At 40.8% G+C, this 14484-nt stretch carries 13 protein-coding genes and 1 tRNA gene; 3 read left to right on the top strand and 11 right to left on the bottom strand.

The features are described from left to right. Positions 1 to 192: 192 nt before the first annotated feature. The 3 genes from MHH57_RS24450 to MHH57_RS24440 all read right to left on the bottom strand — a co-directional run bounded on the left by MHH57_RS24450 (position 193) and on the right by MHH57_RS24440 (position 1106). Positions 193 to 345 carry a hypothetical protein gene (locus tag MHH57_RS24450; protein WP_239645247.1) on the bottom strand — a complete coding sequence of 51 codons (153 nt, stop codon included), beginning with the start codon at positions 343 to 345 and terminating at the stop codon, positions 193 to 195. 180 nt (positions 346 to 525) lie between these two features. Next, positions 526 to 738 (bottom strand): hypothetical protein, encoded by a 213-nt coding sequence (locus MHH57_RS24445; RefSeq protein ID WP_025719390.1) that lies wholly within the window; start codon positions 736 to 738, stop codon positions 526 to 528. 296 nt (positions 739 to 1034) lie between these two features. Continuing rightward, positions 1035 to 1106: transfer RNA gene (locus MHH57_RS24440), tRNA-Cys, on the bottom strand. A 138-nt stretch (positions 1107 to 1244) separates the two neighbouring features. Between MHH57_RS24440 and MHH57_RS24435 the strand changes: the two genes are divergently transcribed. From MHH57_RS24435 to MHH57_RS24425, 3 genes are all read left to right on the top strand, one after another. After that, positions 1245 to 1472, top strand: coding sequence for a hypothetical protein (locus tag MHH57_RS24435; RefSeq protein WP_025683859.1), 228 nt, complete (start codon positions 1245 to 1247; stop codon positions 1470 to 1472). Between the two features lie 1128 nt (positions 1473 to 2600). Continuing rightward, positions 2601 to 3149, top strand: coding sequence for a sigma-70 family RNA polymerase sigma factor (locus MHH57_RS24430; protein WP_029518746.1), 549 nt, complete (start codon positions 2601 to 2603; stop codon positions 3147 to 3149). Between the two features lie 143 nt (positions 3150 to 3292). Beyond that, positions 3293 to 3526, top strand: a complete 234-nt coding sequence (locus MHH57_RS24425) for a helix-turn-helix domain-containing protein (protein ID WP_049817044.1) — start codon at positions 3293 to 3295, stop codon at positions 3524 to 3526. A 160-nt stretch (positions 3527 to 3686) separates the two neighbouring features. Here MHH57_RS24425 and MHH57_RS24420 read toward each other — a convergent pair whose 3' ends face one another. The 8 genes from MHH57_RS24420 to MHH57_RS24385 form a co-directional block, all read right to left on the bottom strand. Continuing rightward, positions 3687 to 3992, bottom strand: coding sequence for a hypothetical protein (locus MHH57_RS24420; protein ID WP_029518744.1), 306 nt, complete (start codon positions 3990 to 3992; stop codon positions 3687 to 3689). Then, on the bottom strand, positions 3974 to 5050 hold the full coding sequence (locus MHH57_RS24415; RefSeq protein WP_029518743.1) for an anti-sigma factor: 1077 nt from the start codon (positions 5048 to 5050) through the stop codon (positions 3974 to 3976). Before MHH57_RS24415 ends, MHH57_RS24420 begins: the two co-directional genes overlap by 19 nt. Beyond that, positions 5037 to 5543, bottom strand: a complete 507-nt coding sequence (locus MHH57_RS24410) for a sigma-70 family RNA polymerase sigma factor (RefSeq protein ID WP_342434635.1) — start codon at positions 5541 to 5543, stop codon at positions 5037 to 5039. Before MHH57_RS24410 ends, MHH57_RS24415 begins: the two co-directional genes overlap by 14 nt. Before the next feature lie 1073 nt (positions 5544 to 6616). Further along, the gene (locus MHH57_RS24405; protein ID WP_029518741.1) at positions 6617 to 7339 is read right to left on the bottom strand and encodes a hypothetical protein; all 723 of its coding nucleotides are present in this window, start codon (positions 7337 to 7339) and stop codon (positions 6617 to 6619) included. 70 nt (positions 7340 to 7409) lie between these two features. Further along, the gene (locus tag MHH57_RS24400) at positions 7410 to 7589 is read right to left on the bottom strand and encodes a hypothetical protein (RefSeq protein ID WP_342434634.1); all 180 of its coding nucleotides are present in this window, start codon (positions 7587 to 7589) and stop codon (positions 7410 to 7412) included. Between the two features lie 1056 nt (positions 7590 to 8645). Next, on the bottom strand, positions 8646 to 9569 hold the full coding sequence (locus MHH57_RS24395) for a S8 family peptidase (RefSeq protein WP_342434633.1): 924 nt from the start codon (positions 9567 to 9569) through the stop codon (positions 8646 to 8648). A gap of 470 nt (positions 9570 to 10039) precedes the next feature. Further along, entirely contained in the window at positions 10040 to 12211 is a 2172-nt protein-coding gene (locus tag MHH57_RS24390; protein ID WP_342434632.1) for an alpha-glucuronidase family glycosyl hydrolase, read from the bottom strand. 35 nt (positions 12212 to 12246) lie between these two features. Next, positions 12247 to 14445: a glycoside hydrolase family 52 protein gene (locus tag MHH57_RS24385; RefSeq protein WP_340957352.1), complete on the bottom strand. Its 2199-nt coding sequence runs from the start codon at positions 14443 to 14445 to the stop codon at positions 12247 to 12249. Positions 14446 to 14484 lie beyond the last annotated feature (39 nt).

Genomic DNA, 14484 nt, shown 5'->3' with positions numbered 1-14484 from the left:
GGACAAATATGACATTTTACGTAAGCAACCGTGTGCCTAAAAGTCTACAGGCAAAAAAATAAGGCATAGGTCTGAGGAGACGCATGCCCTTTAGTGATGTGCGGATAGCCAAGCCAGTATAGGAGAAAATGAACCTAAGCGTATAAAAGTCTTGTTCCAGTCTGTATGGAAAGTATTGCCGAGACAGCCTGCTTAATAAATAGAGCGATCCTTCTGGTCGGCAATGCCGCTTTTACGGTAGAAATACGTATTGATCCGATCCCGCCATTCTTTGGCATGCTCTGCCTGATGCTCCAGCCGCTCCAGCACCTGCTCATACATGGTATCATTCAGTTGCTCATACAAACTGATCTAGATGTCTTTGAGACGAGTGAAGTTTCCACGTTTTACACAAACCTATCCGAAGGAGTGTGTTCACTAACGAGTAATATATATTATGTGAAATTGAATATAATTGACAGACATTTCTCTCAGAAATAGCTTACTTGGAAGGTGTCTGCATGATTTTCCATTAGGATGCTGATATCACATAAGTGAATTTTTTTTTGAATCAAATTCATTTTTAGAGTTTCTTAACAGGCTAATCTTTTTAATCGTAGTATTAAGCTGATTCATTGAGTTGTCTAACTTATCTAATTTTTCTCCTAGAGTCTTCAAAATGTACCAAAGAAGAATAAAACATAGCGAAACGGGAAATCCAACATTTGTAATTAATGAAATCATTGCCTCTACACTCATAGATATCTTCCCTTCAGAAGAGATTTTGAAATTATAGAAGCGTCTCCCTAAGCTTGTTTGGATTGAATCCGCAGATAACTGTTTCTTTGCCAGATCTCTTTATGATTGTGTAGGGTACGCCTTTAATTTCGCGAAGTAACTTGAGATCATTTATATTGGTAATATCAATGTCAGTGAAATTGATCTTGTTGTCCCCCATCCACTCCTTAATTTTTTGGCAAAATTTACAATTTGACTTTGTGTAGATAAGTACCTCATTTAACATTACCTTTCTCTCCCATCGAATTAAATTAGCAAGGGGGTACCCGGATTTGAACCGGGGATGAAGGTTTTGCAGACCTTTGCCTTAGCCTCTTGGCTATACCCCCAAACTTAATTGGTGTTTGAGAAGTAAAGTGATAGTAGTTTTAAAAAGTACAACCCAAAAATAGTTTCTATTTTTTAGGTTGTTCTATCAGTCCGCTGCCCCACTTTATTAAACATAAAATATTTTGGAGGCGATCCTGTTGGAAGAATTGCACGCTTGGAGATCAAGACATCATAATTTTAAAATTGAACTATTAAAGCTAAGTAAAAAAATAGAGGAAACTGAAAATCCTAGTGATATTTTGTTTTACCAGGAGATATGTGAGAAATATGCTTATCATCTTAAAAAAATTGAATCCGCGTGCTACGATAAAGTAGGTGTCACAATTTGTGGTTGTAACTTTAATCCTGAACATTGTACGGATTAGTGCTCCTTTCCTTTGATAAACCGTGAATTACAATTATATGAGTTGAACTCTTAAAATTTAGATTAAACGGATGGGGCATAATAGTGTTATGGAAGCGAGACGGCTGCTTTTAAAAATATTACCACCGAGCCTCCTGCCCTAATTATAGGGTTTAATTAAGCGGTATTAGGAAGGAGGAAAAGGGGCATGATCTAACTGAGTAGTAGTACTTGTAAGTTCAACTTAAATCATATAGCGAAAAGCCGCTTCCTCTTAGGAAGCGGCTTTTTTCATTTCTCAAAGAGCTAACGCTCATAAACATTTTATTCAAAACCTGAACCAAATGTTTTGTTTTTTAGTTAAGTGATAAATATTCAAAGCTTTTAAATTTCTATTTTTCTGTGTTCTTATCATGAATTTTTATATATACCCATTCAATCCTAAATTGCGATATTACCAGTTATGTAGAGAAAACTAAACTTTTTACGTCGTTTTATTAATTGGGGGTGTGCGAAAAAGGTTTTTTTCAGAACCATTTCCAGTCTGTCTTCTTCACCATAACATTAATTTCGAAAATCAGTCGTTGGTGTTTTGTAACGATTTTTTTGTTTTATTAAGGCGTATTTTCAACTCAAGTCAATCAAGTCATGTTTAGAGACATGGTCGATCCTCAAAATCGGTTGTTTCGGTCTGAGATACACTGCCCACTCTATACTGGCTCATGCTGATAAATATAAACAATCATCGTAACAATAGGCATCACAACAAAGTATACGAAAAAATTCTCCTACTTTCCATTGAGCTTCCCCATAGTGAAATAGTTTATACAGAGCCGTAATACTCCGGTAATCACTTCGCGATGTAAATGTTTTGTTTTCGTAGCAATAACTCTTTAATTCAGGCAAGATTATTTTTTAGTGATTAGTTATAAGAGGTTTTAAATAAGAAAATCCAATATTATACAATGTCCAAGTTAATTAATATAGCACGATTAGAATTCAAATTCTCACAAATAATCTCGATACTAAAGCCTTTCACAAGGTTTTTTAACAATTTTTTTAAAAAAATATCTTTTTAGACATTTATGGTTGTGGTTTCGCCAAGTTGTATCACTTTGATTAAACATACTGTTTATTTAGGAGGGAAATTATGAACTCTTACATACTAAATTTTACTGAAATTGTTAGCATTCTTTCAAGAAAAAAAATTATAAATGAGTTTTTGAATGACCCAGAGCACTATGCTTTATTCAAAGAAAGTATTATGTTTCCATCTGATGCTAATAATAAGGAACTAGATGAAAAATTCAAACAATTCTTTTTAGAACTTCGTTTTACAACCTATATATCATCTTTGATACATTATGCTTCGATAGATTTTGACAAGAAGCAAAGAAGAATCCGAAAAAGAAACGTGTTAATACCGGAAGAGGATTCACACAATCTTTTTAAGGATGTATGTACACAATATGAATTCTTGAAGGATAAGCGAACAGTTAAAATAGAAGACGTGGTAACGAGTTCAAAGCTACATAAAGCGATAAGTTTATTAACGGAAAAAGAAAAGAGTATTTTGAGTGCTTCATATGTCATGAATTGTTCGGATACTGAAATTGCTAAAAATAATAACGTATCACAGCAGGCCGTTTCAAAAACAAGAACTAGGGCATTAAAAAAACTTAGAGATTTTTTGGCGTAAAGTGGATTAATTATAGTACTGGATTATATAAAAGAACAGTACAGTCCAATCTGTTATGATCAATGGCATCAATCCTCAATACTCTCGGGAAAATAGAGCAAGTAATTCGTTATGTGAAGGGGAGAGAAGCAGTGAACTCTTTTATGAATCTAATTAAGAAAGCACAACAAAGAGACGCACGAGCAATAGCAACTATTATTGAAAAATTCAATCCCAAAATTCAAAAATCTCTTACACAGACAAAACCTCAAGATCGTAATGACTTAAGACAAGAAGTAAGCTTAAAATTAATTGAGGCAATCTATAGATATGACTTGAAATCAGTGCCTGGTTTTTGGGAATTTGTAAATAAAAAAAATGAAGAGACAGATAATTAAGTCTGGTGCTGTAAGCCGGGAATGTCTTGAGTGGGATATCAAAACATATTGCAATTTAAGCGACCAGTCGCCTGGAATCTATCGGCGACTGGTTATTTGGTTTTGTTTGAATGCGAATTAAGTTAGTAAATAGTGCGATGTATATATCAAATCTTTCGTATTATGGCTTAGGATTAATTGACCAAGAGAGTATTAATATCACGAAAGAGAAGAGGAGTACAAAAATATTCAGTCCAATCCCCCACCATGCATACATTTTAGATCGCCTTGTAAATAGTGCTACCATTCCCAAAAAAATTCCTAGTACTGGTATGCTATATAGTGCTTGAGGAAGAAAAAAAGAAGAGAGAAATAAATAGTTAATATTCAATTCAACTAATGAAAAAATACCGCACAAGAAAGATATCATTCCTATTATGGGGTGTAAAAGGGTTCTCTTTTTATTTTTTAAGAATGCCAATTCCATAACTCTACCTCCTCAACTTTTATTGTGCGCACCATTTTATTACTTTTAAGTTTTTTTAGTTCTTCAGATGGCCCAGTAACGACGACTCCATAGGTGAGGATTCCATTTTTCTTTATATAATCCAAACGTTTAGAGAAAGATGTATTCTGGTAGTATGGAAAAGTAGATATTAGCTTTTGTCGCTGAGCCAACTGTTCAACAATTTTAAGAAATATAGGTTCAATTCCTTGTTTAGCAACCTCAGCCTCGAAAAACGGAGAAAATAAATTGGCATCAGAATGCGTAGGGTACCCCAAAGGAATTATTTGTTCACTATTTTGTGAGTTCTCCACTCCTGAGTTTACTGCAAGCCACAGAGTATCAATACTTTTGGGGAGCTTATGTTCCACTTCTTGGGGAGAATACAAATCATCGAAAGAAATGTACAATTCGGCGACAGACCCAGAAGGCAAACCGTTTAAAACCTCCCACTCCTTATTTTTATCAAGATTCAGGTTGTTACTTGGGAAAATGAAATGATTCTTATTTGACTCAGATACAGGTATACTTGTGTTAGATTGCCGTTCCACGGCAGAAAATTGTTTCATTGTGTAATGCACTTTGATTGCCTCAGAATTAAGACTTTGCTTCCCAACACGTTTTAAAGTGTTAAAATTCGCGTCCATAGAAAAAAAACCGATTCTAGCATCAAACCCTTCTTCTAACATTGTATTAGGTTCAGTTACGTAGATTAAATTCCTAGTGGTGTCTAACAAGTCGTTAGCTCGGTTCTCTGTTCCGTAATATAAATAGGAACAAAGTGTTAGAACAGGTACAATTAAAAGTAAAATGGTTAGAACAATGAGGATTGTACTTATCTTTGCTTGGTATTTTGCTAATTTAATAATTCCTTTTGAAGCTTTTTCTTCAAAGTGTAAAGTGGTCCCGAAATCTAAATTAGCTTTTTTAAACAACTCATTGTATTCATTATTAGTCGCCTCTTGATCTTCTTTAGATGTTAAATTACTATTATTACTTTTTTTATCGAGAAATTGTTCGTTATCGTTATCCTTCTTCATGTAGTATGCCCCTCTTTTCAAGAATCGTTTTTAACTTTTTCCTCCCACGATAAATATGACTTTTTAAAGTGTTAAGATTTAACCCCAGCACTTCAGCTGCTTCGTGCATTTTGAATTGATGTAAATCACATAAAAGGATGGCTTGGGATTCTTTTTCGGGTAGAGTATGAATTGATTGTATTAACTGGCTTAATTGATCACGCTCTATGAACTGATTTTCCGGAGTATTGTTATCCAGTAATTCTAGTCCCTTAATTTCTTCAATAAGTGCATTTTTTTTGTTTTTTCGTCGTGTGAAATCAATAAATGCATGGTATCCAACTTTAAACAACCAAGCCTTAATATTTTCAATTTCATTATCCTCAAGATGTAAAAAGGCTTTAAAGAAAGTTTCTTGGACTAGTTCCTCTGCAACGAAATGATTACAGGAGAGGGAAAGCAGGTATCTATACAAGTCGTTAAAGTAGCTGGAGTAAAGAGTTTCTAGGTTCATTCTTTCCTCCTTTCACTACAACCACGAATGAAGACAGGAAAAAGTTGCAATAAATAATAATTTACTGATGAATTTTAAATTTATTTACATGCCGATTATTGTGGCGGTCCCAAAGAAGTAAATATTCAGCTTATGGTCTGATCATGTGAAATATAGTTACCAAAATACATTCGTGCAGATGAATCTCAATTTATTAACTCCTTCATCATAGCACAACCGAAATAGCTCAATTTGAATTCCTTAAACGGTAAGAGTGAAGAAAGATAACAATGATTAAATGACGGATTGTAGAGCCAGTGCAACAGCTCCTCTGTAAATCGTTCGTGAGTGATTTTCCAGTCCAGACATTTTCGGGGAGGTGGTTGATGAGGAAGAACATGCTCCAGCACTTTTATCGCGGTTTACAGACGCATCTTCAGTTTGATGAAGGTAGCTAAACAGTTTTTGCTTTCCCCACGACTGGGTTTACCGAATCCAGTTCCAGAACGAAAGGCTCCCAAGAGGATACTTCTTTGACGCGCTCTTGAATTGACTTCCTACCGCAAACTTCCCACGTTTCTCTGCCGGTGGTTTCCGTTTAGACACGGGGAATGGAGAACACAATCAAACTTAGTTGAGGTGTGTCCAATGAGTAAAAAAATTAGTTTTTAAGTCCTCCGACTGATAATTGTTCAAGGTAAAGAAAAACGGATTGTTCAAGTAGCGAGAGAACAGGGAGTCTCGCGACAAGCTGTAAGGAAATCTTTTTAAAAAATTGCAAAGATCAGCTGAGGCTCAAAATAAATAGTAAGGAAAGGTACCTGCTCTTATTCTGCTTAAGGCTACATGTTCCTAATCAGTACAAACATATTTATCATAAGGCGTCTTAATATTATCGTTTTCAAATAGTAGAGGTCTATAGAACAGTTTCTTGTTCTGCTTCTTCTGAAAAAGAAATTACCCTTTCTATATGGAAATATCCCCTTCAAGTTTACTCTTTCCTCATGTGACATAAGGTTTTTTTGAGTGTCTACTTGAAAGGGATAGTACTATATTAAGAAGTGGAGATATTTATACATTTTAAGTATTATCTATTAGCATCCTTCGAAATAAATGATAATGGCATTAGCTATAATATAATATTGAGTTCTATATCTGCGAGCGCAGTTCTCGAGAATCCCATCGCACTCGCAGTTACCTTCGCCGAAATTTGCCCAGCAACGATCGTGTGCTACGCAACATTCATCTAATTCGTTAATGGGGGCGCCCCCACCTCTAGCCATATTGTATCCACAGTTTTTACCACAATGCTGATAACCACCAGGAGCACAAAACTCCGTAGGATCCCAAGCAGTAGTAATTTTATTGTTAGTTTCTCCGGGGGTGTATGTCTCGTCATGAAAAGGTGGAGTTTCCACCTCTACGTCTAGATCAACTCCATCATAAGGTGAATTAGTGACGTGAGTTCTTCCTTTTTTCACATCTAATTGTTTCAATTCGTTCCCCTCTAAAATATCTACACCAAGGGAGTAAGTAACTTCTGTACTGTCAATTTCATTATAACCAAAGGCATGAAATACAAGTTTCTTATCTTCACTAATGAAATAAATCATTTTTCCTACATTTAATTTTTTGTTTGTTGTATATAAGTCACTCACAAAAGTAGCTTTGATTTTTAGGTTTTCAAGAGAAAATTTCGAATACTCTGTATCAATTAATTTTGAAATTTTCTTATAATCAGGGCTATTTGTAAGCTCAGTTAAAAAATCGGTTGTTTCGATTATTGTCATAGGTCGACCATTAATTATATTCATCATAACTATATACACTCCTCTAAAATTGAAATATAAAGGCGGATAACGCACAAATCTTATCAAAAGCTAATCATTAAGGTGAACAGCCACATGAATAAAAGACCGGATTGTTCTTAAATACACCGCGATATGTTGCTGGGCAGTCAGGTCCGAAGCCACAGCATTTAGGCAGTTGGTAACAGCCAATTTCCGCTTGAATCTGCACTTGCTCTTGCTGGGAAGCATTTGCCTGAGTAGTTTTCTTCTCATTCATAATTTAATTTCTCCTTTCGATTTAATTTGTTACAACTATAAAAGTGAGTTATGTACTAGATATAACAACCCAATATTTATAAGTTTATCGTTTTCCTCCCCCTTTTATTAAAGCTGCATACATGAAATGCCCATATTGATGTTAGACTAAAAAGTGGACACCGAGAGACGAGAAGCGAGAATAAAACCAAATTCATTCGAGGTGCCAAAAGAGCAGTGAGCGAAAGAAGCGAAGAAGTCAGGTCGAGCAGAAAATTAGGCAGCTGTTCCTTCAATCCAGGATCGTGAAGAATACCAAGCGACAACGAATTCCAAATATCAGATGCCCGTCCATGAAAAACACCCGAACCAGCAGTTTTCTGCTCAAACGCCAAGGGAAGTATGGATGAAGGATGGTTTTACCTGCCCAGCGTCATGGATCCTGTATACCCGACAGGTTGTGGGCTTCCAAATGGGATCTTGGATGACAAAGGAACCGGTCCTTTCAGCATTGGAGCGTGCTTACCAGGCTCACCGTCCTGCCAGTGAAGTTCTGCACCATTCGGATCGGACAGTCAGTATGCGGCTCAGGAACACCAGAAAAAGCTTGTGGAATACGGCATGAAAGGCAGCATGAGCCGAAAAAGGAATTGTTATGACAATGTCTGCGTTGAATCGTTTCACAGCATTTTGAAAGAGGAACTCGTGTATTTGGAGCATTTCAAAACTAGAGAGGAATATATAAGTTTTACTTGGAGTTCTACTGCTTGAGGGAGGGAGTTCCTAATAAGTAATGACGCTTTTTCTTGGAAGCCACTAGTGTTCTAACGTCTTACGTCCGAAGTGTTTAACTTGAACTTAAAACATGCCTAGAGACTTTCTAAAATCGTGCAATTATAGACATAGGGTGGTTGTGAGAAAAATACTTTCATAAGACCATTCTACAGAAGTTTTGCGGTGAGAGAGCAACTCATGAACTGATTCTCTTGTATGATTGTAATTATAGTTATATTTCACATTAATCAGGTCATGAGTCGTTTTTTCTTAGTAGGCGATAAGTTTTTAATTATAGATCAACTTATCCAAAGCTCTTTAACAAATTCAGCATTCCGTTTCCTTCTATAGCTGGATTTCCAAAGAGCAGCGAACTGCTTTTAACTAATTGAGCATAAATTTCTGGTTCAGTAAGATCCCTTTTGAATAGGATTCTGCCTTCTTCGATGATCAATGCTAATGCACCAGCAACGAAGGGGACTGCCATAGATGTACCACTAAAAGAAGCATATTTATTATTAAGGAATGTGGAATATATGTCTTCACCCGGAGCGACAATGTCAAGTTGTTCGTTTTTGTTGGAAAATTTTGAAATTAATTTTGTTGCTCCGATAGACCCAACTTCTATGACTTCATTGTAAGCACCGGGATATCTATATTCCCGATCACTCTCCCCATTCCCATCATTTCCGGAAGCAGCGACTATAGACAAACCGTGTCCCACTGCATAGCGAATAGCGTCATGCAGAAGAGGATTGTCTTTTTTGGTACCCAAAGACATTGTCATAATGTTAACTCTTTCTCCGTTGGGCCCTCTCCATAATATTGCGTAGTAGATAGCCTCAATTAAATTATTAATATCTCCATCTCCGTCATTGGTTAACGTTTTTAAAATGAGAATGCTGGCTTGAGGGGCAACTCCAATGTTAACTTTTTTATTGTTAGCTGCAATAATTCCTGCAACATGAGTCCCATGTCCATTGCCATCCTGATAGTTATGCGGATCATTGTCATAGTTTGAAGTGAAATTTCTCCCACCAATGATGTTGTTTTGTAGATCTTCGTGCTTCATATCTATTCCGGTATCCAACACAGCAATGACAACATTAGATCCAAAAATATTCCGCTTCCAAAACTGTTCAGCATGAATTATTTCTAAACCCTTGTTTTCTTTGTTTGTAGCAGTTTTAATATTATAGTTTGGTAATCCTATCGATTGTATTTTCACTCTATCTCACATCCATTCTCTTTTGTTAATTAAGAAAGTGTCAGTGATATTAAAAAATACAACTAAAGTTTTAAAATTAAAAGTCGGTCATTCAAGGAACGTGTAACAGAAGCTCTGACATTGAGGCATGCATTACATTCACCCCCAGAACACATGTGCTCATTGATAAAACTCAAAGTCAAATAGTCGATGTCCCGTAAGGGTAACTGCTATGATAATGCTCAATGGATACAAAAAAGATGACTCCTGATGAAAGCCATCTTTTTGAAATCTGAAGAGTCTTGGTAAAAAACCAGTCGCCCATATATGAGATTCAGTTCAGGTAAAACACGGCCTATTTCCAACAGCTAATCACTTTTTATCTGATACTTCTAAATCGGATGCTGCCAAGGAGTGGGGATGTTATCAGTATCTTTAAGTTATCATTGTTCTATAAAATTTTAATTTCCATGGAAGCCGAGACAGCCTGCTTAATAAATAGGGCGATCCTTCTGGTCGGCAATACCGCTTTTACGGTAGAAATACGTATTGATCCGATCCCGCCATTCTTTGGCATGCTCTGCCTGATGCTCCAGCCGCTCCAGCACCTGTTCATACATGGTATCATTCAGTTGCCCTCGTAGACTAACCCATGTGTCTCGAAGATGGGCCGCACGTTCTGCACCTTCAAAATGGGTATCATAAATGTGCTGTATGATAGTTTGGCCGGAATGGAGCAAGTGTGTATAAGGAACATGGTGAAAGAATAAGAGCAGCTCATCCGGACAGGTGTCCGTAGATTCATAGATATCGGCATGGGGAGCAAAATATTGTCCTGCATAGCTGGTCCCGGTTGCGGTCGTGCGATCTACTCCAATCCCTCGGCAATCAGCAAAATGGTAGGTTCCCCACTTGGAATATTCGTACCCGTCTACATCCGGCCCATAGTGGTGATCGGGACTGACCATCCAGCCGACCCCCAGAGGGGCGGTGTAGGATTCGTAGATATTCCATGAATCGAGCAGCATCTGCTTAATGGTAGAAATTAAATCTGTGTCGCCTTCGCTATTCCCTTGTCTGCCAAACGTCAGCCGAACCCACTCATCAGCGATTTCCTCCGCAGACAGCTCCGGGTCCCATGCCAGTCGACCATAGCCATAAAGATTGGACTGGGCGAGCAAATGTCCGGTCCAATTGGTGTCTGCACCAATATTGGATACAGCGGCTATTCCATAGTTGGTAGGTTTGGGAGAATGCAGGGCGCCACTCACAATACGCTTGATGGTGGAGCCTTTTCCTTGGGCGTAAGTATCAAAATCCAATACTTCCTTCCATTGCGGAACAAGGTAACATAGATGCTTCTGTTGGCCGGTGTACTCTTGCGCAATCTGAAATTCCAGTAGCACCTGAGTGGCTTCCAGCCCACCGAACAGGGGGGAGACAGGCTCCCGCACCTGAAAATCCATGGGACCATTTTTGATCTGTAAAATGACATTTTCCCGAAACAGCCCATCCAGTGGTTTAAAATGGTCAAAGGCTGCGCGGGCCCGATCCGTCTTGCGATCGCGCCAGTCCTGCTTGCAATTGTAGACAAAGCAGCGCCAAATCACACGTCCGCCATAGGGCTGCAACGCATCTGCCAGCATATTGGCTCCATCGGCGTGATGGCGCCCGTAGCTGAACGGTCCGGGCCGATTTTCGGAATCGGCTTTGACCACAAAACCACCCAGATCAGGAACGGCGGCGTAAACTTCCTGGGCTTTGGTCTGCCACCATTCAGCTACAGCTGGTTCCAAGGGATCGGCTGTAGTTAACCCGCCGAGCTGAATAGGACTGGCATAGTTAATGCTCAAGTAGATCTGTATGCCATAGGCGCGGAATACCGCAGCTACTTTGGCCACATCCGGTAGGAATTTATCTGTAATCAGCTCGGTTTCTACCTGATGGACATTCACATTGTTAATGGATAGCGCTTGAATGCCTACAGAAGCGAGTAGACGGGCATAGTCTCGCAGGCGCTCCATATTTGCAGTAAAGGCATTATTGTCGTAGAAAATGGACCCACCCGCATACCCGCGTTCAATACTACCATCCATGTTATCCCAGTGGTTGATCATACGGATGGGATTAGCTGGATTAGACAATAGGTCTAGAAGGGGAGCATGCAATGATTCCTCGGCGGCGGGTTTCAGTTTGCCGTCTAATCCTCCTTGAAGGTAGCGCAGCAGATGAAAGACTCCATACAATACGCCTTTGGAGGTCTGCCCCGCGACTATAACGTACGGTCCTTTGAACTCATCGTTACTGTGCAAAGCTGAATATGCCGGATCTGGCATCTCTAGCCCGCGAATTCGGTAGCCTTCCGCGCCCACTTCTGCCTGTTCCGCCGCACTGAATCGTTCTGCGACCAAAGGATGCGTTGGGAACGTACCCAGCGCAATGAATGGCGCATTTACAGGAACGGTGCTGATTTTCGGCTGCTGTCCAAACATGGAGGTCAATCCGTGCTGAAGCTCACTCGCAGCCGATTGAAGCACTTCATCTGTCTCATGGACCACGATGACCCTGCACCAAGCGGGCAGCTTTTGTACCTTACTATTGCGGCTGTAATGCAGCCAAGCCGCATAGCCGCTTTCTTTTGGCATATCCATAAGCTTGCTCATATTGGAGCCTCCTTTTGGGCAGGTGAAGATGATCCTCAGACATGCTGTTTCTGATCCTGACTCATATGCTCTGGGAGAGTCAGACGGTTGCCGTTGCCTTCATACAGCCACAAAATAGCGGTAACTCCGCGCGGATAATATTTACTGCCATGGGCAATACCGGAGAGTATCTGATCGCTCCAGCACCAATAGGATTCTTCAGGGTGAAGAAGCCATGAGACGTGGGCAGCGTCTGCGGCCTGCCCAGCTTCTTCCCAAGGCAGTTCCAGCAGCTCGCGGGCAATAAACTGTGACAGATAGATTTTGCTCAGCCAGGAGTTGTTACTGGTCGAGGACAGCTTCCAGCCTCCGTCTTCAAACAGACAAACTCCCGGTACCAGTACAGTTTCCAAATGGCGCCGCAGTGCTTGGATATATCCACCGAACCGTCCATCAGGCTTAAGCGCAGCCTCACATCCTGTAAAGTAAGGGAAGATCAGTCCCTCAATGGCAGGAATAATCTGCGAGTCATTACCTTCCTGAATAACTGCTGGAATATAGCCCTTGTCTGTCATATGTGCTGTGATCGCTGCTGCGCATTTGTCTGCCTGTAAGCCAGCCTCCTGTGAAAGGGAGTTAAGCCCTTTTGAGGCAAATATCTTTTCCAGAGCAACATATACAGCCCAGCATTTGCTGCCCAGATAGATGTTGTTGCGGGACTGACCCAGAGATACGTCCAGACTGTCGTAGGTCGTAATTTCCGCGCCTCCCCGGGTTCTAGAGCTGTCCAAGCCCATCAAGCCGTTTCGTTGTGCCGGGTCGGGGTGATCCCGTCGTAGCATGCTTTCGAAGCAGTCACACAAAACAGGTAGCATACGTGTCGTAAATGACTGATCCTGTGTCTGCTCGATATATACCGTGACGCAGCAAAGCCAGTTCACCAGTTCCTCGTGGCTCATGTAAGAGAAGCAGTCGTCAATCCCTGCCAGCTCATAACAGGAGTATCCCTGCCGGGAGAACACGTTGGCTACGCCCATATCATGGGTAAACGTGATACCACCGGGATAGGTCTGTTCCTCTCCCGGAAAGCGTACCTCATCCCGATAGCTGTACCTTTGGACAAACCACTCCAGCTCGTTGCGTACCGTCCATGGATTCAAAATCAATTCATAATAAAGCTGATCCGCCGTCAGATCGAGGGTATTCATCATCCGATACTCGCCTTCGTTCACAATCCAGATCGGTTCTCCGTCCGCTTGGTGACTCAGCAGTTGAGTACTGCCGTAGTAGCTGTGGATCGCCTGAGCGAGCATAAATTTCTGGTCCGGGCTCAGGTCTGCCGACTCCATCCAGCGATTAGCCTGAACACAGGCTGCAGTCAGGTCTGTAAAATGCTTCAACGCATAGTTTCCCACGTCCTCAATATCCTTGAACAGCTGGGTATAGTAATACGACGCTTCGATGCCTGTTGTCACAATGCCGCCGCGATAGAAGCATATGGCGAAGGCATATGTGCGCTTCTCACCTGCGGGAACGTCCATCAGGAGCGCACCCGTCGTGCCCAGGCCAAAGGATAAATTCTCGGCCATGGTCTCCCCAAGCAGCTTCTCCATTGCAAATCCGCTGGCAGGTACTGCTTCGCTGCTGTTGGTCACAATGGCTGTACTGCGCCCTTGGCCGATGCCTGTGAGTCTTTCCTCCAATGGGGTAGAATCCGTAGTGTCCCTGCGCGGATCTTCTCCTATAATGCGTATGCCGCTATACGGATCACTGCCCTGATAGCCGAAAAAAGCTCTTCGCGCTGCAGTCCCCTGCGTGTTATCGACGGTTAGCTCGGCGAATACCGCCGGAACCAACGCTGCTCGCAGCTCATCCATACCTGCGGTTCCCGGCTCGGGTACCGGGCGAACAGGAGAGTACAGCCGGAACGTCAAATCGCCGGCCTGCCATGTATCCGTTCCTACTTTTAGCTCACGGGTAATGTCGGAATCAGCAAAGGCCATAAGCTGCGGTTCCGTTCGTTTACCCTTTTTCTCCACGTCGTAGCGGGCACTTTCATCCTGTGTGGATGCAAAGAAGGGAAGCGCCTCGTATGATTCGCCATCTCTGGATTGCAGCCCGATATATACATTTTCGTCGGCAGGCTTGCCCAGCTCCAAACCAAGTCCGCCGCGATTACCCTTAAACCCAAGTGTAAAGCTGGAAAAAGAACCGATAGGTGCATGCTGTGTGTTATAAAATATATTTTTCGACATATAATGAAACCCCTTTCATGATAAAGTTCAACTTTGATT

Origin of the sequence: Paenibacillus sp. FSL H7-0442, from assembly GCF_038593105.1 — a bacterium.
Classification (GTDB): domain Bacteria; phylum Bacillota; class Bacilli; order Paenibacillales; family Paenibacillaceae; genus Paenibacillus; species Paenibacillus polymyxa_D.
The sequence above is the reverse complement of the archived record's forward strand: the minus strand, read 5'-3'. Positions and strand labels throughout refer to the sequence as shown.

Coding starts and splice junctions, on each gene's coding strand:
- MHH57_RS24445 (WP_025719390.1), bottom strand. CDS start 738: ATGAGTGTAGAGGCAATGATTTCATTAATTACAAATGTTGGATTTCCC.
- MHH57_RS24385 (WP_340957352.1), bottom strand. CDS start 14,445: ATGTCGAAAAATATATTTTATAACACACAGCATGCACCTATCGGTTCT.
- MHH57_RS24430 (WP_029518746.1), top strand. CDS start 2,601: ATGAACTCTTACATACTAAATTTTACTGAAATTGTTAGCATTCTTTCA.
- MHH57_RS24415 (WP_029518743.1), bottom strand. CDS start 5,050: ATGAAGAAGGATAACGATAACGAACAATTTCTCGATAAAAAAAGTAAT.
- MHH57_RS24390 (WP_342434632.1), bottom strand. CDS start 12,211: ATGAGCAAGCTTATGGATATGCCAAAAGAAAGCGGCTATGCGGCTTGG.
- MHH57_RS24425 (WP_049817044.1), top strand. CDS start 3,293: ATGAATCTAATTAAGAAAGCACAACAAAGAGACGCACGAGCAATAGCA.
- MHH57_RS24405 (WP_029518741.1), bottom strand. CDS start 7,339: ATGATGAATATAATTAATGGTCGACCTATGACAATAATCGAAACAACC.
- MHH57_RS24420 (WP_029518744.1), bottom strand. CDS start 3,992: ATGGAATTGGCATTCTTAAAAAATAAAAAGAGAACCCTTTTACACCCC.
- MHH57_RS24400 (WP_342434634.1), bottom strand. CDS start 7,589: ATGAATGAGAAGAAAACTACTCAGGCAAATGCTTCCCAGCAAGAGCAA.
- MHH57_RS24410 (WP_342434635.1), bottom strand. CDS start 5,543: ATGAACCTAGAAACTCTTTACTCCAGCTACTTTAACGACTTGTATAGA.